This window comes from Citrobacter sp. KH_055_1 (assembly GCF_057838705.1).
On the sequence record NZ_CM174473.1, the window covers coordinates 1,026,762 to 1,051,149 of the forward strand.

General features: G+C 52.4%; 21 protein-coding genes and 5 tRNA genes. 13 read left to right on the forward strand and 13 right to left on the reverse strand.

The genetic code is table 11. From position 1 onward, the window contains the following. Window positions 1–81 precede the first annotated feature (81 nt). From csrA to AC3ITF_RS04940, 13 genes are all read left to right on the forward strand, one after another. Window positions 82–267 carry a carbon storage regulator CsrA gene (csrA, locus tag AC3ITF_RS04880; RefSeq protein WP_000906486.1) on the forward strand — a complete coding sequence of 62 codons (186 nt, stop codon included), beginning with the start codon at window positions 82–84 and terminating at the stop codon, window positions 265–267. 379 nt (window positions 268–646) lie between these two features. After that, window positions 647–739, forward strand: a tRNA-Ser gene (locus AC3ITF_RS04885). A 3-nt stretch (window positions 740–742) separates the two neighbouring features. Continuing rightward, window positions 743–819 (forward strand) — tRNA-Arg (locus AC3ITF_RS04890). Window positions 820–879: 60 nt separating this feature from the next. After that, window positions 880–956 (forward strand) — tRNA-Arg (locus AC3ITF_RS04895). Between the two features lie 61 nt (window positions 957–1,017). Beyond that, a tRNA-Arg gene (locus tag AC3ITF_RS04900) sits at window positions 1,018–1,094 on the forward strand. Window positions 1,095–1,156: 62 nt separating this feature from the next. Continuing rightward, a tRNA-Arg gene (locus AC3ITF_RS04905) sits at window positions 1,157–1,233 on the forward strand. A gap of 142 nt (window positions 1,234–1,375) precedes the next feature. After that, on the forward strand, window positions 1,376–1,942 hold the full coding sequence (yqaB, locus tag AC3ITF_RS04910) for a fructose-1-phosphate/6-phosphogluconate phosphatase (protein WP_096755991.1): 567 nt from the start codon (window positions 1,376–1,378) through the stop codon (window positions 1,940–1,942). Then, on the forward strand, window positions 1,939–2,367 hold the full coding sequence (locus AC3ITF_RS04915; protein ID WP_115257642.1) for a YqaA family protein: 429 nt from the start codon (window positions 1,939–1,941) through the stop codon (window positions 2,365–2,367). The genes yqaB and AC3ITF_RS04915 overlap by 4 nt, the downstream gene beginning before the upstream one ends. A 77-nt stretch (window positions 2,368–2,444) precedes the next feature. Then, entirely contained in the window at window positions 2,445–4,001 is a 1,557-nt protein-coding gene (gene gshA / locus AC3ITF_RS04920) for a glutamate--cysteine ligase (RefSeq protein ID WP_115257643.1), read from the forward strand. A 149-nt stretch (window positions 4,002–4,150) separates the two neighbouring features. Beyond that, window positions 4,151–4,666 (forward strand): S-ribosylhomocysteine lyase, encoded by a 516-nt coding sequence (gene luxS / locus AC3ITF_RS04925; RefSeq protein WP_016154160.1) that lies wholly within the window; start codon window positions 4,151–4,153, stop codon window positions 4,664–4,666. 329 nt (window positions 4,667–4,995) lie between these two features. Then, window positions 4,996–6,354: a glycoside-pentoside-hexuronide (GPH):cation symporter gene (locus AC3ITF_RS04930; RefSeq protein ID WP_137362614.1), complete on the forward strand. Its 1,359-nt coding sequence runs from the start codon at window positions 4,996–4,998 to the stop codon at window positions 6,352–6,354. 83 nt (window positions 6,355–6,437) lie between these two features. Further along, a complete protein-coding gene (locus tag AC3ITF_RS04935) occupies window positions 6,438–7,808 on the forward strand; it encodes a carbohydrate porin (protein WP_115257646.1) in 1,371 nt (456 codons plus the stop codon). A 78-nt stretch (window positions 7,809–7,886) separates the two neighbouring features. Further along, entirely contained in the window at window positions 7,887–10,664 is a 2,778-nt protein-coding gene (locus AC3ITF_RS04940) for a glycoside hydrolase family 3 protein (RefSeq protein WP_137399108.1), read from the forward strand. Between the two features lie 50 nt (window positions 10,665–10,714). Here the strand turns inward: AC3ITF_RS04940 and emrB are convergent, their stop codons facing one another. From emrB to nrdH, 13 genes are all read right to left on the reverse strand, one after another. Further along, window positions 10,715–12,253, reverse strand: a complete 1,539-nt coding sequence (gene emrB / locus AC3ITF_RS04945) for a multidrug efflux MFS transporter permease subunit EmrB (RefSeq protein WP_115257648.1) — start codon at window positions 12,251–12,253, stop codon at window positions 10,715–10,717. 16 nt (window positions 12,254–12,269) lie between these two features. Then, the gene (gene emrA, locus AC3ITF_RS04950) at window positions 12,270–13,442 is read right to left on the reverse strand and encodes a multidrug efflux MFS transporter periplasmic adaptor subunit EmrA (RefSeq protein WP_096755997.1); all 1,173 of its coding nucleotides are present in this window, start codon (window positions 13,440–13,442) and stop codon (window positions 12,270–12,272) included. A gap of 130 nt (window positions 13,443–13,572) precedes the next feature. Continuing rightward, window positions 13,573–14,103: a transcriptional repressor MprA gene (gene mprA / locus AC3ITF_RS04955; RefSeq protein WP_096755998.1), complete on the reverse strand. Its 531-nt coding sequence runs from the start codon at window positions 14,101–14,103 to the stop codon at window positions 13,573–13,575. A 90-nt stretch (window positions 14,104–14,193) separates the two neighbouring features. After that, complete coding sequence (gene ygaH / locus AC3ITF_RS04960; RefSeq protein WP_096755999.1) at window positions 14,194–14,529, reverse strand: L-valine transporter subunit YgaH; 336 nt, start codon at window positions 14,527–14,529, stop codon at window positions 14,194–14,196. Further along, window positions 14,519–15,256, reverse strand: coding sequence for an AzlC family ABC transporter permease (locus AC3ITF_RS04965; RefSeq protein ID WP_115257649.1), 738 nt, complete (start codon window positions 15,254–15,256; stop codon window positions 14,519–14,521). Before AC3ITF_RS04965 ends, ygaH begins: the two co-directional genes overlap by 11 nt. A 122-nt stretch (window positions 15,257–15,378) precedes the next feature. After that, the gene (locus AC3ITF_RS04970; RefSeq protein ID WP_115259904.1) at window positions 15,379–16,563 is read right to left on the reverse strand and encodes an MFS transporter; all 1,185 of its coding nucleotides are present in this window, start codon (window positions 16,561–16,563) and stop codon (window positions 15,379–15,381) included. Window positions 16,564–16,763: 200 nt separating this feature from the next. Further along, window positions 16,764–17,759: a glycine betaine/L-proline ABC transporter substrate-binding protein ProX gene (gene proX / locus AC3ITF_RS04975; protein ID WP_182295477.1), complete on the reverse strand. Its 996-nt coding sequence runs from the start codon at window positions 17,757–17,759 to the stop codon at window positions 16,764–16,766. A 189-nt stretch (window positions 17,760–17,948) separates the two neighbouring features. Then, window positions 17,949–19,013, reverse strand: coding sequence for a glycine betaine/L-proline ABC transporter permease ProW (gene proW, locus AC3ITF_RS04980; protein ID WP_135911534.1), 1,065 nt, complete (start codon window positions 19,011–19,013; stop codon window positions 17,949–17,951). After that, complete coding sequence (gene proV / locus AC3ITF_RS04985) at window positions 19,006–20,208, reverse strand: glycine betaine/L-proline ABC transporter ATP-binding protein ProV (RefSeq protein ID WP_096756003.1); 1,203 nt, start codon at window positions 20,206–20,208, stop codon at window positions 19,006–19,008. Before proV ends, proW begins: the two co-directional genes overlap by 8 nt. A gap of 354 nt (window positions 20,209–20,562) precedes the next feature. Then, the gene (nrdF, locus tag AC3ITF_RS04990) at window positions 20,563–21,522 is read right to left on the reverse strand and encodes a class 1b ribonucleoside-diphosphate reductase subunit beta (protein WP_117343194.1); all 960 of its coding nucleotides are present in this window, start codon (window positions 21,520–21,522) and stop codon (window positions 20,563–20,565) included. A 10-nt stretch (window positions 21,523–21,532) separates the two neighbouring features. Continuing rightward, window positions 21,533–23,677 carry a class 1b ribonucleoside-diphosphate reductase subunit alpha gene (nrdE, locus tag AC3ITF_RS04995; protein WP_489176183.1) on the reverse strand — a complete coding sequence of 715 codons (2,145 nt, stop codon included), beginning with the start codon at window positions 23,675–23,677 and terminating at the stop codon, window positions 21,533–21,535. Continuing rightward, complete coding sequence (gene nrdI / locus AC3ITF_RS05000; RefSeq protein ID WP_115257653.1) at window positions 23,650–24,060, reverse strand: class Ib ribonucleoside-diphosphate reductase assembly flavoprotein NrdI; 411 nt, start codon at window positions 24,058–24,060, stop codon at window positions 23,650–23,652. The genes nrdE and nrdI overlap by 28 nt, the downstream gene beginning before the upstream one ends. Next, on the reverse strand, window positions 24,057–24,302 hold the full coding sequence (gene nrdH, locus AC3ITF_RS05005; protein ID WP_115257654.1) for a glutaredoxin-like protein NrdH: 246 nt from the start codon (window positions 24,300–24,302) through the stop codon (window positions 24,057–24,059). Before nrdH ends, nrdI begins: the two co-directional genes overlap by 4 nt. Window positions 24,303–24,388 lie beyond the last annotated feature (86 nt).

Below are 24,388 nucleotides of genomic sequence, written 5' to 3' on the forward strand. Positions count from 1 at the left end.
CGCTTACTTTTTGGCGTTATATGATGGATAATGCCGGGATACAGAGAGACCCGACTCTTTTAATCTTTCAAGGAGCAAAGAATGCTGATTCTGACTCGTCGAGTTGGTGAAACCCTCATGATTGGCGATGAGGTCACCGTGACAGTTTTAGGGGTGAAGGGCAACCAGGTACGCATCGGCGTAAACGCCCCGAAAGAAGTTTCTGTCCATCGGGAAGAGATCTACCAGCGTATCCAGGCTGAAAAATCCCAGCAGTCCAGTTACTAAGGTTTTCGCGTCTCACCTTTCTGGTGAGGCGCAACCTGATTTAGCGCCTCTCTTTTCCTGTTTCTGTTACTTTTCCTTTTCGCTTTACCTCCTGACACCCATCTTGTTCTTCTGATTTCACGCTGTTTTCACTGCTGCACTGCACTTTTTGCCTTTTCCTCAATTTTTCTGTTTGCCCGCCCCCTCGAGAAAACGCCAATTTATCTGTTGATAAAACACTCTTTTTGCCGTTTTTGCAGACTAATTGCGCGTGAAATGTGCAAACGATAAAAGCACTGGAAAAATTGTTTGACTTATAAGTACCAGAAAGTAATATGTGCGCCACGCAGCGACGATGAGCAGAAACAAGTTCTTCGAAGCACTCGCAAGAGGCGTTGTTGGTGAGGTGGCCGAGAGGCTGAAGGCGCTCCCCTGCTAAGGGAGTATGCGGTCAAAAGCTGCATCCGGGGTTCGAATCCCCGCCTCACCGCCATTTGCATCCGTAGCTCAGCTGGATAGAGTACTCGGCTACGAACCGAGCGGTCGGAGGTTCGAATCCTCCCGGATGCACCATATTATCCGATATTGCTTTAGCAGCGGTATCAACTCTGCAGTAAAGTAAGTTTCCCTGATGCATCCGTAGCTCAGCTGGATAGAGTACTCGGCTACGAACCGAGCGGTCGGAGGTTCGAATCCTCCCGGATGCACCATCTCTTACTTGATATTGCTTTGATAGCGATATCAATATCGCAGTAAAATAAGTTCCCTGATGCATCCGTAGCTCAGCTGGATAGAGTACTCGGCTACGAACCGAGCGGTCGGAGGTTCGAATCCTCCCGGATGCACCATCTCTTACTTGATGTTGCTTTTATAGTGATATCAATATCGGCAGTAAAATAAGTTCCCTGATGCATCCGTAGCTCAGCTGGATAGAGTACTCGGCTACGAACCGAGCGGTCGGAGGTTCGAATCCTCCCGGATGCACCATCTTCTCCGAGATAACAGCAAGTTCCTTTTATTCCCCATTACTCATCTTTCTCCAATCTGAACAATCCTCAATTCGCTGTCAGCGACAAAATCAATCAATTACGATAAAGTAACGTCTGGTCATTCGGCTTGTGAGAAGACGATGTACGAACGTTATGCGGGTTTGATTTTTGATATGGATGGCACCATTCTCGATACCGAGCCAACGCACCGTAAAGCGTGGCATGAGGTGTTAGGGCGTCATGGGCTCCGTTTTGACGAGCAGGCCATGGTCGCACTCAACGGTTCCCCAACGTGGCGTATTGCACAGTCAGTCATTGAACTGAATCATGCCGATCTCGATCCCCATGCGCTGGCGCGTGAAAAAACCGACAGCGTTAAAAGCATGCTGTTGGATAGCGTTCAGCCATTGCCGCTTATTGATGTTGTTAAAGCCTGGCATGGTCGTCGGCCTATGTCGGTCGGTACCGGGAGCGAAAGTGCCATTGCAGAGGCGCTGCTCGCGCATTTAGGGCTACGTCACTATTTTGATGCCGTCGTCGCAGCTGACCACGTACAACGCCATAAACCCGCACCTGACACGTTTTTACTGTGTGCCGAGCGTATGGGCGTTGTCCCGACTCAATGCGTGGTATTTGAAGACGCTGACTTCGGCCTGCAGGCTGCACGTGCGGCCGGTATGGATGCCGTGGATGTCCGGTTATTGTGAGTGATGGACTGTCACTCCTGTCACTGTTTGCCAGCAGTTTCCTCAGCGCCACGCTGTTACCTGGAAATTCTGAAGTTGTTTTAGTGGCTCTGCTGGTTTCCGGGGTGAGTCATCCCTGGGTCTTAGTCTTAACAGCAACAATGGGTAATAGCCTTGGAGGGTTAACTAACGTTATCCTTGGGCGTTTCTTCCCGTTACGTAAAACGTCACGATGGCAAGAGAAAGCGATGGGGTGGCTGCAGCGCTATGGCGCTGTCACACTATTATTAAGCTGGATGCCGGTTGTGGGGGATTTGCTGTGCCTGCTAGCGGGATGGATGCGCATCTCGTGGGGGCCAGTACTCTTTTTTTTATGCCTTGGCAAAGCGTTGCGTTATGTTGTGGTCGCAGCGGTTACGACGCAGGGCATTATGTGGTGGCACTAATTGTGTTGTGGAAATGCCTGTAGGGTAACCAATACTATGATGCTAATTAAAACGATTTTGACAGGCGGGAGGTCAATTTGATCCCGGACGTATCACAGGCACTGGCCTGGCTGGAAAAAAATCCTCAGGCGTTACAGGGGATTCAACGTGGTCTGGAGCGCGAAACGCTGCGTGTTAATGCTGATGGCTCATTGGCGACGACAGGCCACCCGGATGTGTTAGGCTCAGCGCTGACGCATAAATGGATAACAACGGATTTTGCCGAAGCGCTGCTGGAGTTTATTACTCCTCCGGGCGACGACATCCAGAAAATGCTCACGTTTATGCGTGATCTGCATCGCTATACCGCCAGAAATCTGGGCGACGAGCGTATGTGGCCACTGAGCATGCCTTGCTATATCGCTGAAGGTCAGGATATTGAACTGGCGCAGTACGGTACCTCGAATATTGGTCGTCTGAAAACGCTCTACCGTGAAGGTCTCAAAAACCGTTACGGCGCGCTGATGCAAACGATTTCCGGCGTTCACTATAATTTCTCGCTGCCGATGGCATTCTGGCAGGCGAAATGTGGCGTAACGGATGATGAAGATGCCAAAGAGAAAGTGTCTGCTGGCTACTTCCGCCTGATCCGCAACTATTATCGTTTTGGTTGGGTGATCCCGTACTTGTTTGGCGCATCTCCGGCGATTTGTTCTTCTTTCCTGCAAGGAAAGCCGACAACTCTACCGTTTGAAAAAACGGACTGTGGTATGTATTACCTGCCGTACGCGACATCGCTGCGCCTGAGCGATTTGGGTTATACCAATAAGTCGCAAAGCAATCTCGGTATTACGTTTAACGATTTGCATGAGTATGTGGCAGGATTAAAACGCGCGATTAAAACCCCTTCCGAGGAGTACGCGGCGATCGGTCTGGAGAAAGACGGTAAACGTCTGCAAATTAACAGCAACGTACTGCAGATTGAAAATGAACTGTATGCGCCTATTCGCCCGAAACGGGTAACCCGTAGCGGTGAATCGCCGTCAGATGCGCTGCTTCGCGGCGGCATTGAATACATTGAAGTGCGTTCGCTGGATATTAACCCCTTCTCACCCATCGGCGTAGATGAGCAGCAGGTACGTTTCCTCGATCTGTTTATGGTGTGGTGTGTCCTGGCGGACGCTCCGGAAATGAGCAGCGATGAACTGCTCTGCACGCGTACCAACTGGAATCGTGTGATTCTGGAAGGACGTAAGCCGGGCCTGACGCTAGGCATTGGCTGTGAAACCGCCCAGTTCCCGCTGCCGAAAGTGGGTAAAGATCTGTTCCGTGACCTGAAGCGCGTGGCGCAAACGCTGGACAGCATCCATGGAGGAGAGGAGTATCAAAAAGTCTGTGACGAACTGGTTGCCTGCTTTGATAATCCTGAACTGACATTCTCCGCGCGGATCCTGCGGTCAATGATTGATACGGGCATTGGCGGCACGGGCAAAGCGTTGGGCGAGGCTTATCGCAATCTGCTGCGTGAAGAGCCGTTAGAGATCGTGCAGGAAGAGGCGTTTATTGCTGAAACAGCGGCTTCAAAGCGTCGTCAGCAGGAGATTGAAGCGGCGGATACTGAGCCGTTTGCCGCGTGGCTGGAAACGCACGCTTGATACAAAAGAAAAAGGCCACTCGGGAGTGGCCAAAATTTCATCTCTGAAACCAGGGATGATGATAACAAATGCGCGTCTTTCATATACTCAGACTCGCCCCGGAACAAAGAGTTCAGATTATTTTTAAAAATTTTATCGGAGGTGGCTAAATGCCGTTGTTAGATAGTTTTACTGTCGATCACACCCGGATGGAAGCTCCCGCAGTCCGGGTTGCAAAAACGATGAACACCCCGCATGGCGACGCCATCACCGTGTTTGATCTGCGTTTCTGCATTCCGAACAAAGAAGTGATGCCTGAGAAGGGGATCCATACGCTGGAACACCTGTTTGCCGGGTTTATGCGTAACCACCTTAACGGTAATGGCGTCGAGATTATCGATATCTCTCCAATGGGCTGCCGTACGGGATTCTATATGAGCCTAATCGGTACGCCGGACGAGCAGCGTGTGGCTGACGCATGGAAAGCGGCGATGGCCGACGTGCTGAAAGTGCAGGATCAAAATCAGATCCCGGAACTGAACGTCTACCAGTGTGGAACGTATCAAATGCATTCGCTGAGCGAAGCGCAGGATATTGCCCGTCATATTCTGGAACATGACGTACGCGTTAACAGTAATGAAGAGCTGGCGCTGCCGAAAGAAAAATTGCAGGAACTGCATATTTAGTCTGATTTATTACGTTTTCCTGTTATTCGAAAACCCCGGCCTGCAACCGGGGTTTTTTATTATCATTTTTCCTTAGCCATAAAATATTTATATTACATTTGTTTGGTGAATATTATTTTGTGTTAATAACTAACAAGTTCGCAACGAATAAAACGTGAGCGAAGAAACAAAAATAAGGGCCAATAAGTAAACCTACCTCGCTGCGATCACATAAAGAAAAAAACATAAACAGTTAACAGAAAAACATAATGGATTAGGCCAGATAAGATGTTTTAAAAATACCCTACGACAGAAACCGGTTACATTTTTGTATTGGCAAAGGAGTTTGTATGTCTACAGGGGACAAGATATCGATCAGGGAAAAGGTGGGGTACAGTCTGGGTGACGCGGCCAGCCACATCGTTTTTGACTCTTCGGTGGCAATTCTTGCGTATTTTTATACTGATATTTATGGTTTACCGCCTGCGGTAATGGGAACGATGTTTTTACTGGTCCGCTTGCTGGATGCGATTACCGATCCCATTATGGGGGCGATTGCCGATGCAACCTCCACGCGCTGGGGACGTTTTCGCCCATGGCTACTGGCGATTTGTGTACCCTTTGCCGTCAGCTGTGTGCTGGTTTATTCCATTCCTGATTTTTCCGACAGTGGAAAAGTGGTCTATGCGGTGGCGGCATATATCTTTATGACGCTGATGTATACAGCCATTAATATTCCTTACTGCTCACTGGGTGCTGCGCTGACGTCCGACCCGCGTGAAAACCTGTCCTTGCAGTCATGGCGTTTTGCGATTACGCCAATCGGCGGTGCGCTGGGAACGGCGTTAATTTTACCGCTGGCAGATTATCTCTATCCTGGTGATAGAGCGACGGGGATTCAGGTTTCAATGGCTATCTTCGGCGTCATTGGTTGTCTGATGTTTATCATCTGTTTTTTAACCACCAAAGAACGTGTGCAGCCGATCAAAGAGGAAAACCTCAATATTACCCGTGATGTAAAAATTTTATTCAAGAATGAACAGTGGCGTATTTTATCTGTTTATAACTTTATGATGCTGGTTGCGGTGGTGCTGCGCGGTGGGGCAGTCGTTTACTACGTTAACACGGTGCTGAACAAAGGTGCTGATATTATTACCGTCTTTATGCTGGGTAGCATGTTTGCCTCAATGCTGGGGTCGATACTTGCTAAACCCTTTGGTACCCGGTTCTGTAAAATCAAACTCTCTTTTTGGGTTAACTTACTCACAGCCGTATTTGGTGTGCTGTGCTTCTTTGTGCCGGTTCAGTATTGGATAGTTGTGCTTGCGGTTCATATTATTATTTCCATTATTCAGGGCGGTAATGGTGCTCTGCAATGGTCGATGATTACCGATGCGAATAATTACGGTGAATGGAAAACGCACCGTCGAATTACCGGAATGAACGTCGCAGCAAATATTTTTGTCATCAAATTGGGTGTTGCCGTTGGTGGTGCTATTTTGGGCTGGGTACTCGCAGCATTTGATTATGCCTCAGGTAGTGCTGTGCAGTCCGCGTCTGCCGTACAGGGCGTTACGTTATTATTCACCATTATTCCTGCAATATTTTATATTCTGACGGCATTCTCTATTAAATTCTATGGATTAACAGAAGCAAGAATGAATGGCATTGTCACCGACCTTAAAAGCGGTAAGTTTGCGCATTCCTGATAATAACCAAAATATTGTAATAGCAGGAGGATGAGATGTTTACGACATCTCATCTGGTATACATCAAACTTTAGGGATGAATAATGAAAGCGAAATATTTGGCGCTGATGATCGGTGCTTGCTTATCTCAAAACCTGTGGGCTGCAAATAATAGTACCATTGAGCAACGTCTTGCTGAACTGGAGCAGCGTGTTATTCGCGCAGAACAGCGGGCAACTGACGCCGAGTCGCAGGTTCAGTCGCTACAGCAACAACAGGTAGCGGCAGCACCTACGGTGAAAGTTGAATCAGCCGAACCCGTCGCAGCAGGCGCTAACCCACCAAAACTGACGTTATCCGGATTCAGCGATATTAAATTCTACGGTGATGTGGAGTTTAATATGGATGCTGCCAGTCGTTCCGGTAGCCTGACATCAATGCGCACCTCCGCTAACAAAGACTGGGCGCCGGGAACCAATGAGCGCTGGGATATCAACGGACGTCTGCTGCTGGGATTTGATGGCTACCAGCGGCTGAACAACGGTAACTTTGCCGGTTTCTCGGTCCAACCGCTGGCTGATCTGACCGGCAAAATGAATCTCGATGATGCGGTCTTCTTCTTTGGGCGTGAGAACGACTGGAAAATTAAGGTCGGGCGCTTTGAAGCCTATGATATGTTCCCGCTGAATCAGGATACCTTTGTTGAGTATTCGGGGAATACGGCGAATGACCTCTACAGTGACGGCTACGGCTACATCTATATGATGAAAGAGGGGCGTGGACGTAGCGACAGTGGCGGTAACTTCCTGCTGAGTAAAACCATCGATAACTGGTATTTTGAAGTGAATACGCTGCTGGAAAATGGCAGTACGTTGTTCTCCGAGAAGCAGTATCACGGCATGGATTTAACCAGCGATAAAAATGTGGCCTATGTTCGACCGGTTATCGCCTGGCAAAATGGCCGCTTCTCCACGGCGCTGGCGATGGAAAGTAATGTCGTGAATAACGCCTATGGTTATTACGATAACGGCAAGTGGATCGATCAGTCAGATCGTACGGGCTATGGTTTTACCATGACCTGGAACGGACAAAAAACCGATCCTGAAGAGGGGGCTGTCATTAACCTCAACACGGCGTATATGGATGCGACCGATGAAACCGACTTTACTGCCGGGGTGAATGCGTTATGGCATCGCTTTGAACTGGGTTACATCTATGCGCATAACAAAATTGAAGCGTTCAACGCGACCAATATTGATGCCGTGTGTGAAGATGACTGCTGGATCACCGATCCAGGCAATTATGATATCCACACCATCCATGCTTCATATTTATTCCCCAACGTGATGGATATGAAAAACTTTAATATCTATCTCGGTGCCTATGCCTCATGGGTCGAGGCCGATCCACATAACGGCGACAGCAGCGAAGATGCGCGTTACGGCGGACGTCTGAGATTCAAATATTACTTCTGATAATCACAAGGCCCATCAACGATGGGCCTTGTTTTATTTCAGTACAGAATAAGGCAATGGACACAGGGCTTCTCAATTATGCATTTGAATTTTATGGGTAAACCGCTTGACGGGTTTAGCGAGTTTGCCACGATTGTTGCGGCACAAGGGGCGGTACTACTTAAAAATGATCATGCGGTGCTTCCCCTGCGCCCTGAGGATACTATTGCGCTGTTTGGGCGCACGCAGATTGATTATTACCGCAGTGGGACAGGGTCGGGCGGGGCCGTTAACGTTGTCGCGCAATGTCACTTACTACAGGCTTTGCGCGAACGCTGTTCTGCACGGTTAAACCCCGTGCTGGCGCAGAAGTATGAGCAATGGGTCGGTGAAAATCCGTTTGATAACGGCGGCGGCGGTTGGGCACAGGAACCCTGGTTTCAACAAGAGATGCCGCTGCAGGAAGGCGAAGTGGCGCAGGCGAAGACGATATCGCAAAAGGCCGTTGTGGTTATTGGTCGAACCGCTGGAGAAGATAAAGACAATGCCGATGTTGCTGGCGGATATCGACTGACCCCTGACGAATTTTCTCTGCTGGCCTGCGTCTGTCGTCACTTTAACGATGTGATAGTCGTACTCAATATTTCTTCTATTATCGACATGTCGTGGGTTGAGACCCCGGAATTACGCGGGCGAATTGGGGCGATACTATGCGCCTGGCACGGTGGTGCGTTTGGCGCACAGGCCGTCGCCGCGTTATTGTGCGGCGAGATCACGCCCTGCGGAAAACTGACCGACAGTATTGCGTACTCACTGGAGGATTACCCCTCTGCCTCCTGCTGGGGAAGCGACAGACAGAATATTTATCAGGAAGATATTTATGTCGGTTATCGTTATTTCGAAACGTTTTGCCCTCAGCGCGTGCAGTATCCCTTTGGCTTTGGGCTTTCCTATACGTCATTTACCCTTGAGGTTATCTCTGCGGAGGTGATTACCGATCCCCTCAGCTTTCAATTAAGCGTTGCGGTGCAGAATACGGGCGAAACCTGGGCGGGGAGTGAGGTTGTTCAAGTCTATCTGCAAGCACCGCAAGGCGCGCTGGGTAAGCCCTCGCGCGTGCTGGTTGCCTTTGGTAAAACCCATCTCCTGCAACCGGGAGAGCGTGAAATTATTGATCTGGCGATCCCTGGCGAGCGTCTGACATCGTGGGATGACAGCGGGGATAGCGGTCATCCGCACTGTTGGTTACTGGAAGCGGGCGGGTATTGTTTGTTCGTCGGTAACAGCGTGCGTGACCTCCAGCCGGTTAGCTTCGCGGGGCGTGAAGAGCTCATCGTGCCATCCGTCCAGGTTTTCTCCCGCCATGAACAGGCGCTGGCGCCCAGCGTGGCGTTCTCCCGCCTACGGCCTGGTCGTCATCAACAGGGGAGCTGGTTAGAGGCATGGGAGGACACGCCGCGCCGCTCTTTCTCCTTACGCGATCGTATCTTATCGCGTTTACCTCCCGCGCAGCCGTTGACCGGCAACAAAGGCATCCATTTCAGCGATGTTGTGCAAGGCCATCGTTGTCTGGAGACATTTCTGGCCCAGCTTTCCGTGGAGGAATTGGCCTGTCTGGTGCGCGGAGAGGGGATGTGTAGTCTCAAAGTGACGCCCGGCGTGGCATCTGCATTTGGCGGAGTGACCGACAGTCTGCGAGAAAAAGGGATACCCGTGGCGTCTACGGCGGATGGTCCATCGGGTATCCGCATGGATAATGGCGCAAAAGCCACGTTGCTTCCCAGTGGGACGTTGCTGGCCTGCACATGGGATCCGGTGCTGGTTGAGCGCCTGTATATGATGGAAGGAAAGGAGCTACAGCAAAATCACATTGATGTTCTGCTGGGGCCGGGGCTGAATATTCACCGCCATCCACTGAACGGGCGCAACTTTGAATATTATTCGGAGGACCCTTTAGTGACAGGCATGATGGCTGCTGCGATGGCGCGAGGTATTCGCGCTGGCGGGGGCATTGCGACGCTGAAACATTTTGCCTGTAACAGTCAGGAGTTTTCCCGCGCCCAGGTTGATGCGGTGGTCTCGGCCAGGGCGTTACGTGAAATCTATCTGAAGGGATTTGAATATGCCGTCAAACACGGTGGCGCGAGTGCGGTGATGACCGCCTATAACCCCGTCAATGCGCACTGGTCTGCTGCGAATTATTGCCTGAACACGACAATATTACGCGACGATTGGGGATTTCAGGGCATTGTGATGACGGACTGGTGGGCAAAAATGAACGATCCTGTCACTGCGGGGGAGGCGAGTGTTAACAACACGGCGGCGATGATCCGCGCGCAAAATGACCTCTATATGGTGGTCAATAACAACGGTGCGGAGATTAATGCCGGTGATGACAATACGCTCTCAGCGCTGGAGGACGGAACGCTGACGCTGGGGGAACTGCAACGTTGTGCCCGCAATATTCTGAGTTTTCTCCTGTCTACGCAGGTAGCTAAACGGGGAGACGTGCCGCGGGTAACCAGGGCTAAATTCCATGCGGATGCTATGCTGGCGGATAGGGGAGCTATCAAGGTAGCGTCGGTATCACGGCTGCGCTACAGCGGAGAGAGGGTGATTAGCCTTGAGAAGGATGCGACCTACGATCTGCTGCTCAGCGCGTCATCGGCGGGGCTGGCGTTAGCCCAGACTGGATGCAACTTACTGCTCAATGGCTGCGTGGTCGCCACGATCCAGACCCACGGGGCGCTGGGGAAGCAGATTACGCAGAAGCTATGCCGCATCGATATGACAGCGGGTAACTATCTGTTGCAGTTTGAGGCGACCAAACCGGGCATGGTGATCGACTGGCTTGAGTTCAGACAGGTAACGGATTAGCAATCTGGTATGTAATAAAAAGGGATCCGCAGATCCCTTTAAACATCGAGTTAGTGCGCTCCACCGCCGCCGCCGCCCGCGCCGAATGGCGGTTTGGCGAACCACACCAGGCTGAGCAGTAGGATGAATATCCCCGCCGACATCCAGAAGATTTCGTTGGCGGAAATTATCAGCCCCTGGTTGGTAATTTGCTGCGCTAGCCAGCCGGAGGCCTGCTGCTGGGTCATCCCAAGATCCTGCAACTGGCTATACATCGCCTGTGCATTAGGATTGTAGGGGTTTACTGACTCCGTCAACTGCGCGTGATGTAGCGACTCACGGCTAGTCCACATCGTTGTGGTAATCGATGTGCCGATTGAGCCTGCCAGCGTTCGCGTAAAGTTAGACAAGCTTGACGCCGCTGCCAGACGCTCAGGCGGTAAGCCAGACAGCGTGATGGTGGTCAGTGGCATAAAGAAGCAGGCTACGGCGAACCCCTGAATAAATTGCGGCCAGGCCGATGCGCCAAAATCCATACCGGGTTCGAACGTCCACGCGCGCCAGTAGAAACAGACGGCATACATAATAAAACTAAACGTGACCAGCCGACGCATATCCAGCTTGTGGGCGAAACGACCAATAATCGGCGACAGGATCACCGGAATTATCCCCACCGGTGCGGAGGCCAGGCCTGCCCAGGTCGCTGTATATCCGTAGACCTCCTGCAACAACTGCGGCAGCAGGACGATAGCGCCGAAGTAGAGCATATAGGCCAGGCTGATACACAGGCAGCCGATGGTAAAGTTTCGCGACTTAAACAGCGAGAGATCGACAATCGGGTTATCGTCGGTAAGCTCCCAGACAATCAGGAAGCTAATGGCTACCACGGCGACGACCGTCAGGATAATTATCTCCTGCGAGGCGAACCAGTCCAGCTCTTTACCGCGATCGAGCATAATCTGCAAACTGCCGATACCAACAACCAGCAGCGCCAGACCAATAGCGTCAATGCGTCGCTGTTCGGTACGGGTTTCCCGGCCGCGCAGGGTTTGTAGCGTCATCAACACCACCACCGCCCCGATCGGCACGTTAATGAAGAATATCCAGCCCCAGTGATAGTTGTCGCTGATATAGCCTCCGAGAATCGGGCCACAAATAGGGGCGACAATCACCGTCATCGACCACAGCGCGAGGGCGATAGACCGTTTGGCGGGCGGATAGTTATTCAGTAACAGGCTTTGTGAAAGCGGAATTAATGGACCGGCGACAATCCCCTGAATCACGCGGAAGAAAATCAGCATGGTCAGGCTGTTGGACATCCCACACGCCCAGGACGCAATGACAAAGCCGATGGTGGACCACATGAACAGCTTTACTTCGCCAAAGCGTTTGGCCAGCCAGCCGGTGATCGGAATGGAGATAGCATTCGCCACCCCGAAAGAGGTGATCACCCAGGTCCCCTGGCTCAATGAAGAGCCAAGGTTCCCGGCAATAGTGGGGATCGCCACGTTAGCAATGGTGGAGTCCAGCACCTGCATGAATGTCGCCAGTGACAACGCGATCGTCATAATGACGAGCTGCGCACCTTCCAGCGGTTTTTGCTGTTGCATCACACGCACCTTTGAATTAGCCCGCGTTGGCCCGCACGATCTCTTCGATCATTTTATTGACCGGAGCAAGGTTGATTTCTCGAGCATTACTTTCTGCAACCGGCGTCGTACGCACCTGGCTTGCCAGAATCTGTCCGTCACGATTTTGGGTATCGACCGTTACCAGCGTAGACAGGCCAATACGCAGTGGATGTTGCGCTAACTGCTGGGCATCCAGTTCAATACGCACGGGCAGACGCTGGACGACTTTGATCCAGTTACCGGTTGCGTTCTGTGCTGGCAGCAGCGAGAAGGCGCTACCGGTCCCCATATCGAGGCCGACAACCTTACCGGTGTATTTCACGTCATCGCCGTAAATATCACTGATCACCGTTGCCGGTTGGCCGATGCGCATATGCGCAAGCTGGGTTTCTTTGAAGTTGGCGTCCACCCACAGGTTGGTGGCAGGGACAACGGCCATCAGCGGTGTGGTTGGGCTAATCTGCGCGCCAGGCTGCACGGCACGACGGGACACGTAGCCGGTCATCGGGCTAACAATTTTGGTACGTTCCAGCGCCAGCCAGGCATTACGCACTTCGGTGGCCGCTTGTTGCACGGCAGGCTGGTCTTCAAGCTTACTGCCGAGGATCATCGCCTGGTTGGCATTGTATTGCTGTATTGCGACATCAAGCTGAGCCTGCGCGCTGGCAACGGCATCACGCGCATGTTGCAATTCTTCGCGACCGATCAGGTTAGCATTTCCCAACGGGACGCGGCGATTAAAGTCGCTTTGTGCCTGCGCCAGGGCGGTTTTCTGCACCTCAATGCTGGCCTGAAGCTGCTTGCTGTTGATCATCAACTGGTGCGTCTGGCGCACGCTGGAGGCCAGCGCCGTTTTGGCTTTTTCAAGCGCCTGCTTAGCGTCCGTCTGGTCGAGGGTCACCAGCACGTCGCCTTGTTTGACATAGTCAGTGTTATCAGCCCAGACTTTCGTCACGCTGCCTGATACCTGCGCCATGATTTGAACCTGGTTCCCTGCCACGTACGCATCGTCTGTCTCTTCGACATGACGCAGTACTAAAAACCAATAAATCCCATATGCCACGGCAATGATAATAAAGAGCAAGGTCAGAAGCAGCAGCATACTTTTACGTTTGCCATTCTTCTTGACCGGTTGCTGCGGGGTTTGAGTCTCCGCATTTGCGCTCATGTTGTTCTCCACGATCTTATTTTTTTTCACATCGGCTGAGCCGACCTGTTTATCAGAAAGGCCAGCAGGGTGACCTGCTGGCCTGTCGGTTTTTCATTTATCAATCTGGATTTTTGAGCGTGTCGGCGCGTTAACGCAGCGCGTCGAGTACCGTGCCATCCTGTTCCATCTGATCAAGACGGGTCAGAAGCTTGCGGGTGATGTGCTCAAGCTGATCTTTTTCTGTGGTGCTAAGAGATGACCAGAGTTGATGCAGACAGTTATGCTGAGGCGGTAATACCTCTTGCAAGAATGCATGGCCTTTCTCGGTCAACTGTAGATGCAGGCAGCGGCGATCGTTATCGCTTTCGCGACGCTCGATCCAGCCACGTTTTTCTAACTCATCCGCGATACGCGTGGCGTTAGTCCGCGACGAACCCAGTGCGCAACTCAGTTCAGAAGGCTGAATACTGTGGTTTTCCTGAGACTCCAGCGTAATCAACGCCATAAACAACGTCTCGTTAATCCCTTGAGCTTTCAGCATTTTATTGCGGTTTTCCAGCAGCTTGCCCTGCATGTGCATGCAAAGACGAGTCAGAAGAACTTCCTGGTAAGGGAATTCTTCGTAGCGGCTGGCGCGAAATTTTAGCATTTGTTCAATGGGCGTAAACGAACTATCCATTTGGGTATAACCTCATTAATTTCAGCCGATATAGTAACGACAGTGACAAATAAAGTAAATGTATTATTTATTTAAAATGATTATTTTTACCTATAAAACAACCCACATTTTCCAGGCTAATCCGTAGCCCAGAGCACTCAGCAATGTCGGAATGATGATGCTGCGGGTCTTAAAATAGCTTGCGCCCAGTACAACAAACCCCACCAACGTTGGCACAAACCGACGAGCGTCGTGCATAACTTCAGGTGCGGTAGACACCACCAGTAGGGCGCAAATTGATGCTATGCCAATGGTGTCGAGTAAAATGCCGGTTGCGCCGCGTTTTGTCGGGCGAACATTTCCCACCCCCAGACGCAGCGGTAAATAACGAAAGCAGTAGTTGACGCCGCCAACCAGCAGGCCAAGCAGCAGAACCTCATAACTCATCAGGCGCCCCCTGCCAGAATGACTGGATAAGCGCCGTCAGACATCCGCAAACAATGCCAGCGAGTATGGCGGCAGGAATAGAAAAAAACGTCACGCCCGCCAGTGCTCCGCCGAGTGCCGCGGTCACACACAGCGACTGTTTACGCTGAAATGACGCGAGCAGAAAACTCATAAACAGCGCCGGGAGCATAAAACCTAGCGCCGCTTCGACCGCCGGAAAATCCTTCAGTAAGCCACTGCCGGAGAATGCGCCAATAATCGTACCGAATACCCAGGAAATCCAGGCACATAGTGCGATCCCCATCATCCAGTTCTCACTCCAGCGGCGATTGTCCCGCACCAACTTCGCCGTTGCGGCGGCAAACACTTCATCAGTGAGGCCAAAGGCCCACACTGCGCTTTTAGGTTTACTGAGTCGTTGGGCGATGCGGCTGCGCAGGGAAGGGCCATACAACACATGGCGTACGTCCATGGCCATCACGGTGAGTGCGGCGACCCATAGCGAACTGCCCGCGGCAAGCATGGTAGTGATGACGAACTGGCTGGCACCGGCATAGATAATGCAGGAGAAAAAGACGCTTTCGACGGGCGTAAAGCCCAGACGAGTGGCATTGAGACCAAATGCAAAGGCGACCGGAATATAGCTGATGACGATCGGCAGACTGTCTTTGAATCCTTCCGTTAAGGTTGCCGGGCTGGGGTCTGACTGGGGAACAGGGCTTTCCATAGGATTATAGGCTTCATTACCGAAATTTAAATAACCTGGCTCAATGAGTTATAACCTTAGCAGACTGATGAGCTCCTTAACACCCTGAGGAGCTCAATCAGCGGCAAACACGCGCGATACGCTTAATTTACGGCTTCCTGGCGGTGAAAACCTCGCCACCAGACCAGCAGGTTGAGTACGGCAACGGTCGATCCTGCCAGACAAACGCCAGCCCAGCCGGCATGCTGCCAGGCAGAGGCTGAAATCAGTGAACCTGCCGCCCCGCCAATAAAATAGCTGGTCATATAGCCGGCGGTCAGTCGGTTACGCGCATCCGGGTGAATGCGGTAAATAACCGTCTGGTTGGTGATATGCACGCCCTGAACGGTGAGATCCAGTACCAGAATGCCAATTATCAGCATCGGTACTGACGTATGACCCAACCAGATTGCCAGCCAGGAGAGCAGCAGTAACAACAGACCTAATGTCGTGGTGAGATGGGATTTGCCCTTATCAGCAAATCCACCTGCAGGACGAGCGCCGAGCGCACCGGCGGCACCGGCCAGACCAAACAGGCCAATCATGCCTTCTGAATAGTTAAACGGCGGTGCCGCCAGCAAAAATGCCATTGATGTCCAGAGAATACTAAAGTTGGCAAACGTCAGGCAGCCCAGCATCGCCCGGGTACGCAGCAGTTTATCGTGGATAAACAGGCTGAAGACCGAGCCTAACAACTGTGGATAGTTGAGATGGGTTTCTGATTTCATCTTCGGCAGTCCGCGCCATAGCGCGATAGCCATTAGCGCCATCAGCACCGAGGCGACCCAAAATACCGTGCGCCAGCCGCCGAGATTCGCCAGCAGCCCGGCCACCGTACGAGCCAGTAAAATCCCCAACAGCAGACCGCTCATAATGGTGCCGACAACTTTGCCGCGTGTCTCCGGCGTGGCGAGTGTGGCCGCCAGCGGAACCAATATTTGTGCTACGACGGAAAACAACCCGGTCAGTGCCGTGCCGAGGATCAGCATGCCCAACGACTGGCTGCTGGCGGTAATCAACATGCCACCAGCGGCGAGTAACGTCATGGACACGATAAGCCCCCGCCGCTCAAACATATCGCCAAGCGGTACCAGAAACAGCAGGCCCGCAGCGTAGCCAAGCTGTGCCGCGGTGACGATAAAGCCTGCGGTACTGGCTGATAATGAGAAGTTGCGCGCGATGGTATCGAGCAGCGGCTGGGCGTAATAGTTACTGGCGACGGCGAGACCCGTGGCGATGGACATGAGCAGGATCAGCGATCGGCTAAGTCCCTGAGAGGAATTTGTCATTGTTTTCAGCTGAATAATGGATTTCTGAAACAATCATAACGGAAGTGGATAAATGTTGCTGATTTGTTAGGTGATGGATTGTGCGGTTTCGGGCGGGTGAAGAGCTGCGTGCCGGATAAGGCGCATTGCGCCACCATCCGGCATTGGTGTGGTTACTTACTGTGCCTGATGGCGCTACGCTTATCAGGCCTACGAGTGGGTTACTTCTGCGCAGCTAATGCTTCTTTTACCCAGCCGTCGAACTGCTGCTGGTGGGCTTTGATCCAACCATCAACGTGACCCTGCACATCGGCTTCGGAAGCTTTGCCCTCATGCATCATCGCGTTCTGTGCGTTGATGTCCGCCAGTGGCAGCTTGATGATGGCAAACAGCTTCGCCGCGGCCGGGTTTTTCTCTGCCCATGCCTTGTTGGCAACGATATGCATGGTGTTGACCGGGAAGCCGTAGTTCGCGCCGTTTGGCAGCTTGGTGTCAATGTCTTTCTGCTCACCCGGCAGGGAAGAGAACGGCACCTGCAGCCAGACCACGTCTTTGCCCGGCTTCATCACGTCGCTCACCCAGTATGGTGTCCAGGTGTAGTAGAGAATCGGTTTGCCTTCTTTAAAGCGCGTGATGGTGTCAGCCATCATCGCCGCGTAGTTGCCGTGGCTGACGTCGACCGTTTTTTCCAGATCGAAGGCTTTATTCTGGTGGTTGATGACCGCTTCGCAGCCCCAGCCTGGTGAACAGCCCATCATGTCAGCTTTACCGTCGCCGTTGGTATCAAAGATTTTGGCAATCTTTGGATCTTTCAACTGGGCGATATTGGTGATTTTGTACTGCTCAGCGGTTTTTTTGTCGATCAGATACCCCTGTGCAGCCCCCGTCACGAATACCCCTTCGCGATAAAACTTTTTGTCTCCGCCCGCGGCGGCGTACATGTCGTCATGCAGTGGCTGCCAGTTCACGGCGGTAAAGGTGGCATCGCCAGAAGCAATAGAGGTGTAGCCGACGTTGTAATCAACTTCGCTGGCTTTGTTGACGGTATAACCCAGTTTTTCCAGCGCACGAGCGACCAGCTGTGTCTGGAACGATTCTTCAGAGATCGTGCTCTGGATAGGTTGCACGGTAATGCCTTTGCCCGGCAGGTCGGCAGCGAAAGCGCTGGTGGAGACAAGGGTGGCAAACGCTGTGGCAATAATTACTTTCTGTCGCATCGTTATTCCTTATTACACTTCATCTTTCAAGCTGCCTCTTTGTTGGCTGCACTCATGCACCCCAGTCACGTACTGCTTGTACGCTCCTGGGGATACATTCGTTTGCCGCCGCGATGCAACTTGAATGATTTTGTGTAAGTTAATGAATTGTAGGCCCGGTAAGCAATGCGCCACCGGGCAACAGGTGAATTACTTCGTGAATGGGCGGGTGATAAGCCCAACAGGACCGGTGGTGTACCAGCGACGGTTGCCCCGGCTGCGCGAGTCGCGACCGACGGCCTGCGTCAGGCGGTCCAGAATGATGGCGAGGATCACAATCCCAACCCCGCCAACGGTAGCCAGCCCCATATCGAGACGCCCGATACCGCGCAGTACCATCTGACCCAATCCACCGACGGCGATCATCGAGGCGATGACGACCATGGAAAGCGCCAGCATCAGCGTCTGGTTAACCCCCGCCATAATGGTGGGCATCGCCAGCGGCAGCTGGACTTTAAACAGCATCTGACGCGGGCTGGCACCAAAGGAGCGAGAAGCTTCAATCAGATCGGCTGGCACCTGGTTAATACCCAGAATGGTCAGACGCACAATCGGTGGCAGGGCGAAGATAATCGTCACCACGACGCCCGGCACGTTACCAATGCCGAATAACATCACAATCGGCACCAGATAGACGAACGCAGGCGTGGTTTGCATGGCATCGAGCAGGGGACGAACGATCTTTGCCGCACGCGGACTGCGCGCCAGCCAGATCCCCATCGGTAAACCGATTAGCACACAGAACAGCAGCGCGGTCAGCACCAGCGCCAGGGTGATCATCGCCTGTGACCAGGCGCCAATCGCGCCAATCGCGACCAGTGAAATCAGCGTGGCAACGCCCATCCCGATGCCAGAAATCTGCCAGGCGATTAAAGCGAAAAGAATAATCGCCACCGGCGCAGGCATCCCCAGCAGCAGTTGCTGGAAGCCGTTGAGAATGTAATCTACCGGGACACGAATGCCCTGGAAGACGGGACGAAAGTGGGTCACCACCCAGTCGATCCCTTCGGTGACCCAGCTATCGAGCGGGATCAGCGTTTTATGGAACGGATCCATAATATTGAAATGCTCAGGTGCTGGCGCGGGCGCGCTGGTCAGCCAGTCTGCGCTGCCGCCGTCGGTAGGCGCGCTTGACGCCGTACCCCAGGCATCAGCGGATTGTGCAGCGCTATCGGCTGCTGGTGTCGTGTCCCACGGATTTGTTTGATCAGTCATTGTTTGCCCCCTCGCGATCTAAAGCCTGTAGCAGCATGCGTTTGGAAATAATGCCCACATACTGATGTTCCTCATCGACAACCGGTACCGCGCACGGTGCTTGCCCGACATGAGAAAGCAGCTCGCTCAGCGGCGTTTTCGCCTCTACGGCTAACGGTTCGTCGATCAGTGCGGCTTCAATACCCTGCGCCTGACGTAAGGCGGTTTTTAATGAATCGATGGAGACCACGCCAACAAACTTGTTTCCGCGTTCAATCACGTAACCAAATTCACGATCTTTATCCTGCAATAATTGCAGTGCCGAACGTGGGCCAATCCCTGGTGTTTTACGAATTAAGCCTTCAGGACTACGACGGGAAATATCTTTCGCGCTGAATACCTGGCTAATATCAACACCACGGAAGAAGGTTCGCACATAATCATTGGCCGGGTTATTCAGGATTTCATCCGGGGTACCGACCTGCACCACTTCACCATTTTGCATAATAGCGATGCGGTCACCAATGCGCATGGCTTCGTCGAGATCGTGGGAAATAAAGACCACGGTTCTCTGATGCTTTGCCTGCAGTTTTACCAACTCATCCTGCATCTCGGTACGAATTAAAGGATCGAGCGCAGAGAAGGCTTCATCCATTAATAAGATGTCAGGGTTAATGGCTAATGCGCGGGCGAGACCGACACGCTGGCGCATACCACCGGAGAGTTCATCCGGGTATCCGTGAGCGTAATTCTCAAGCCCAACCTGGCGGAGCGCATCCAGCGCTTTTTCACGACGTTCATCCGCAGCAATACCGGCTAACTCCATACCGAAGGCCGTATTGTCGAGTACCGTCATGTGTGGCATTAGGGCAAAGGACTGGAATACCATCGCAATCTTTTTTCTGCGCACCTCGCGAAGCTCGGCATCGGATATCCTGGCGATATCCACGCCGTCAATCAGTACCTGCCCGCGGGTGGGTTCAATCAGGCGATTGAGAAGGCGTACCATTGTGGATTTACCCGAACCGGATAATCCCATGATGACAAATATCTCGCCTTCTTCAATGGCCAGACTGGCGTCTTTAACGCCAAGCGATAGCCCTGTTTTTTCCAGAATCTGCTCTTTTGAAAATCCTTTTTCAATATATTTGAACGCTCTCTGGGGATGCTCGCCAAATATCTTATAGAGATTTTTAACTTCTAATTTAATTGCCATGCAATAGAATTATTCCTGTTATTTGTTTATATCGATATAGTACCTGGTGAAAATAGTTATCTTTTTCTACCCTAACATACTGAGAATCTGAGACAACCCTGAATTTGGTTGTGGCATGAATATTGCCAAAGGCCAGATGGCGAGATTTCCCGTGATATAAGGGCTGAGCGTGGATGAAACTTCTTTGATATTTTTTGTAAATGGCAGTAAAAAGTCGCCTGAATTGTTGAAACTCAGGCGAATAATGCGGCTAATATTGAGTGTAGATCACACAATGATATTTGTGTGATAAAAATGTGATCCCGTTAAAATATTAACGCGAAAAGTGTAGGGTATTTTCCGCGAAAATGAGATCTAGAAATTCCAGTCGTCGTCTTCAGTTTCGACGGCTTTCCCCATCACGTATGACGAGCCTGAACCGGAGAAAAAATCATGGTTTTCATCGGCGTTGGGCGACAGCGCGGCGAGGATTGCCGGGTTGACATCCGCCATTTCCGCCGGGAACAGGGCCTCATAACCCAGGTTCATCAAGGCTTTATTGGCGTTGTAACACAGGAACGCTTTCACCTCGTCGGCCCAGGCGGTTTCGGCATACAACACTTCCGTGTAGTGAACTTCGTTATCGTACAAATCCATCAGCAGATCGAGGGCAAAATTCTTCAGTTCCTCACGAGCTGACAGTGAAATATGCTCCAGCCCCTTTTGATATTTATAACCAATGTAATAACCGTGAACGGCTTCATCACGAATAATCAGACGGATGAGATCGGCGGTATTGGTCAGCTTACCGCGGCTGGAGAAATACATCGGCAGCCAGAAGCCGGAATAGAACAGGAACGATTCCAGAAATACGCTGGCAATTTTCTTCTTCAGTGGATTATCGCTGGCGTAATGCTGCAAAATAATCTGCGCTTTGCGTTGCAGCGCGGCATTTTCTTCACTCCAGGCGTAGGCTGCATCCACATCTTTGGTCTGGCAAAGGGTGGAGAAAATAGAGCTGTAGGAACGAGCGTGCACCGCTTCCATAAAGCTGATATTTGACAATACCGCTTCTTCATGTGGGGTTAATGCATCCGCCATCAGCGCGGGCGCGCCGGCAATATTCTGAATGGTGTCGAGCAGCGTCAGCCCGGTAAAGACGCGAATGGTGAGCTGCTGCTCGGCGACGCTTAGCGTTTGCCAGGCGGGAATATCATTCGACAGCGGGACTTTTTCTGGCAACCAGAAATTACTGGTCAGCCGGTTCCACACCTCCAGATCTTTATCATCCTCAATTTTGTTCCAGTTGATGGCGCTCACGCGGTTTAGCTTCATCCTGCTCTCCTTACAGCGCGCATGACACGCAGCCTTCAATTTCAGTACCTTCCAGCGCCAGCTGGCGCAGTCGGATGTAGTACAGCGTTTTGATGCCTTTTTTCCACGCGTAGATTTGCGCTTTGTTGATATCGCGGGTGGTGGCGGTGTCCGGGAAAAACAGCGTCAGCGACAGCCCCTGATCGACGTGTTTGGTTGCCTCGGCGTAGGTATCGATGATTTTTTGCGGGCCAATCTCGTAGGCATCCTGATACAGCGCCAGATTTTCGTTGGTCATAAACGGGGCAGGGTAATACACACGCCCCGTTTTACCCTCTTTGCGAATCTCCACCTTAGACACAATCGGATGAATACTTGAGGTGGCATGGTTGATGTAAGAGATGGAGCCGGTTGGTGGCACCGCCTGTAAATTCTGGTTATAAATACCGTAGCGCATCACATTCTCACGCAGCTGTGACCACATTTCACGCGTCGGCAGCGTCACACCGCGGGTGGCAAACAGCGCGCGGACTTTCTCGGTTTTTGGCTGCCAGTCGCCGCTTAAATAGCGATCAAAATACTCGCCACTGGCGTAGCGCGACTGGTTGAATCCGGCAAAGGTCTGGCCACGCTCTTTGGCCAGCAACATGGAGGTATGCAGGGCATGCCAGGTGACGGTGTAGAAATAGAGATTGGTGAAATCCAGCCCCTCCGCTGAACCATAGGCAATACCTTCGCGCGCCAGATAGCCATGCAGGTTCATCTGCCCCAGCCCAATCGCGTGCGAAGCGCTGTTTCCGGCTTCAATCGACGGAACGCTGCGGATGTGGCTCATGTCGGAGACGGCGGTTAAGCCGCGAACCGCTGTTTCAACGGTGCGGCCAAAGTCCGGCGAATCCATGGTGTGGGCAATGTTCAGCGAGCCGAGATTGCAGGAGATGTCGCGTCCAATCTGCGCATAGTTGAGGTTTTCATCGTAGGTTGAGGCGCTGTTGACCTGCAAAATTTCCGCGCACAGGTTGCTCATGTTGATGCGACCGGCAATCGGGTTGGCGCGGTTCACCGTGTCTTCAAACAGGATGTAGGGGTAGCCGGACTCAAACTGGATTTCCGCCAACCGCTGGAAGAAGTCACGGGCGTTAATGTACCGCTTGCGCACGCGTGCGTCGGCGAGTAACTCGTCATAGCGTTCGCTGACGGCGATGTCGCTAAACGGTTTCCCGTAAATACGCTCCACGTCATAGGGGGAGAACAGCGCCATCTGCGCATTCTCTTTTGCCAGACGGAAGGTAACATCCGGGATCACCACGCCAAGTGACAGCGTTTTAATGCGAATTTTTTCATCGGCGTTTTCGCGCTTGGTATCGAGAAAGCGCAGAATATCCGGGTGGTGCGCGTGCAAATACACCGCACCCGCGCCCTGTCGCGCGCCCAGTTGGTTGGCATACGAAAACGCATCTTCCAGCATCTTCATCACCGGGATCACCCCGGAAGACTGGTTTTCAATACGCTTAATCGGTGCCCCGGCTTCGCGCAGGCTGGAGAGCAGAAACGCCACGCCGCCACCGCGTTTGGAAAGCTGCAGCGCCGAATTTACCGCCCGACCAATGGACTCCATATTGTCTTCAATACGTAACAGGAAGCAGGAGACCAGCTCGCCGCGCTGGGCTTTGCCGCAATTAAGGAAGGTTGGCGTGGCGGGCTGAAAACGCCCGGCGAGCATATCGTCGGTGAGTCGCAGGGCAAGCGTCTCATCACCCTGTGCCAGCGTCAGCGCCACCATCGTCACGCGATCGGCAAAGTCCTCGAGGTAGCGTTTACCGTCAAAGGTTTTCAGCGTATAGCTGGTGTAATACTTCCATGCGCCGAGAAAGGTCTGGAAGCGAAACCCGCTGGCGTGAGCGTGGGCAAACAGCTTCACCACGAAAGCGCGATCGTAACGGGTTAAAACGCTTTCGTCGTAATAACCTTCGCTTACCAGCGTATCCAGACGCGCGTCCTGGCTGGCAAACACCACCGAGTTGGGCTGCACGTGATTTGTCATAAACGCGTCCACCGCCTGATGGTCTTTCTCAAACTGAATACGCCCGGCGTTATCGTACAGATTCAGCATGGCGTTAAGTGCGTGATAATCCAGCGTGGGCTGAACTACGCGTTCTGCGGTTGTTGTTGCCAAAATTCGCTCACTCCTTTTCGCACGTTGTCGATGTCGCCTGGCGTCCCCATCAGCTCAAAGCGATAGAGCCACGGCACGGCGCATTTTTGTGAAATTACGTCACCCGCGCGGCCGTAGGCGTCGCCGAAATTGCGATTGCCGGCGGCGATGACGCCGCGAATTAACGCCCGATTGTGGGGATCGTTTAAAAAGCGGATCACCTGTCGCGGGACCGCGCCTGCCGTACCGCCGCCGCCGTAAGACGGCACGACTAAAATGTAAGGTTCGTCTACCTGGATCCGCTCGCGTTCGTTAAGCGGAATTCGCACGGCGGGCAGCCCCAGACGCTGCATAAAGCGATGGGTATTTTCAGAGCTGCTGGAGAAGTAGACGAGGGTGCTCATGTGTTGGCTACGTGGGGCTGCGGACGCAGACGATTGATCATGTCCGGGCGAAATCCTGACCAGCGGGTTTCCCCTGCTACCACCACCGGTAATTGGCGAAACCCCTGCTCGCGCAGGGTTTCTGCCAGCTCGGGGGCCAGATCGACATTGATCATCTCGACGTCAAGCCCACGGCCTTCCATCGCCCGTTTCGTGGCGTGGCACTGAATACAGTTATTGCGAGTGTAAATAATAATACGCATGATTCGTATTTCCATTTATGGGTGTAAAAGCGGCGCGATAATGGCGTCGGGTTGTGTGTGTCGTGATGTAATCAATACTAGATGTA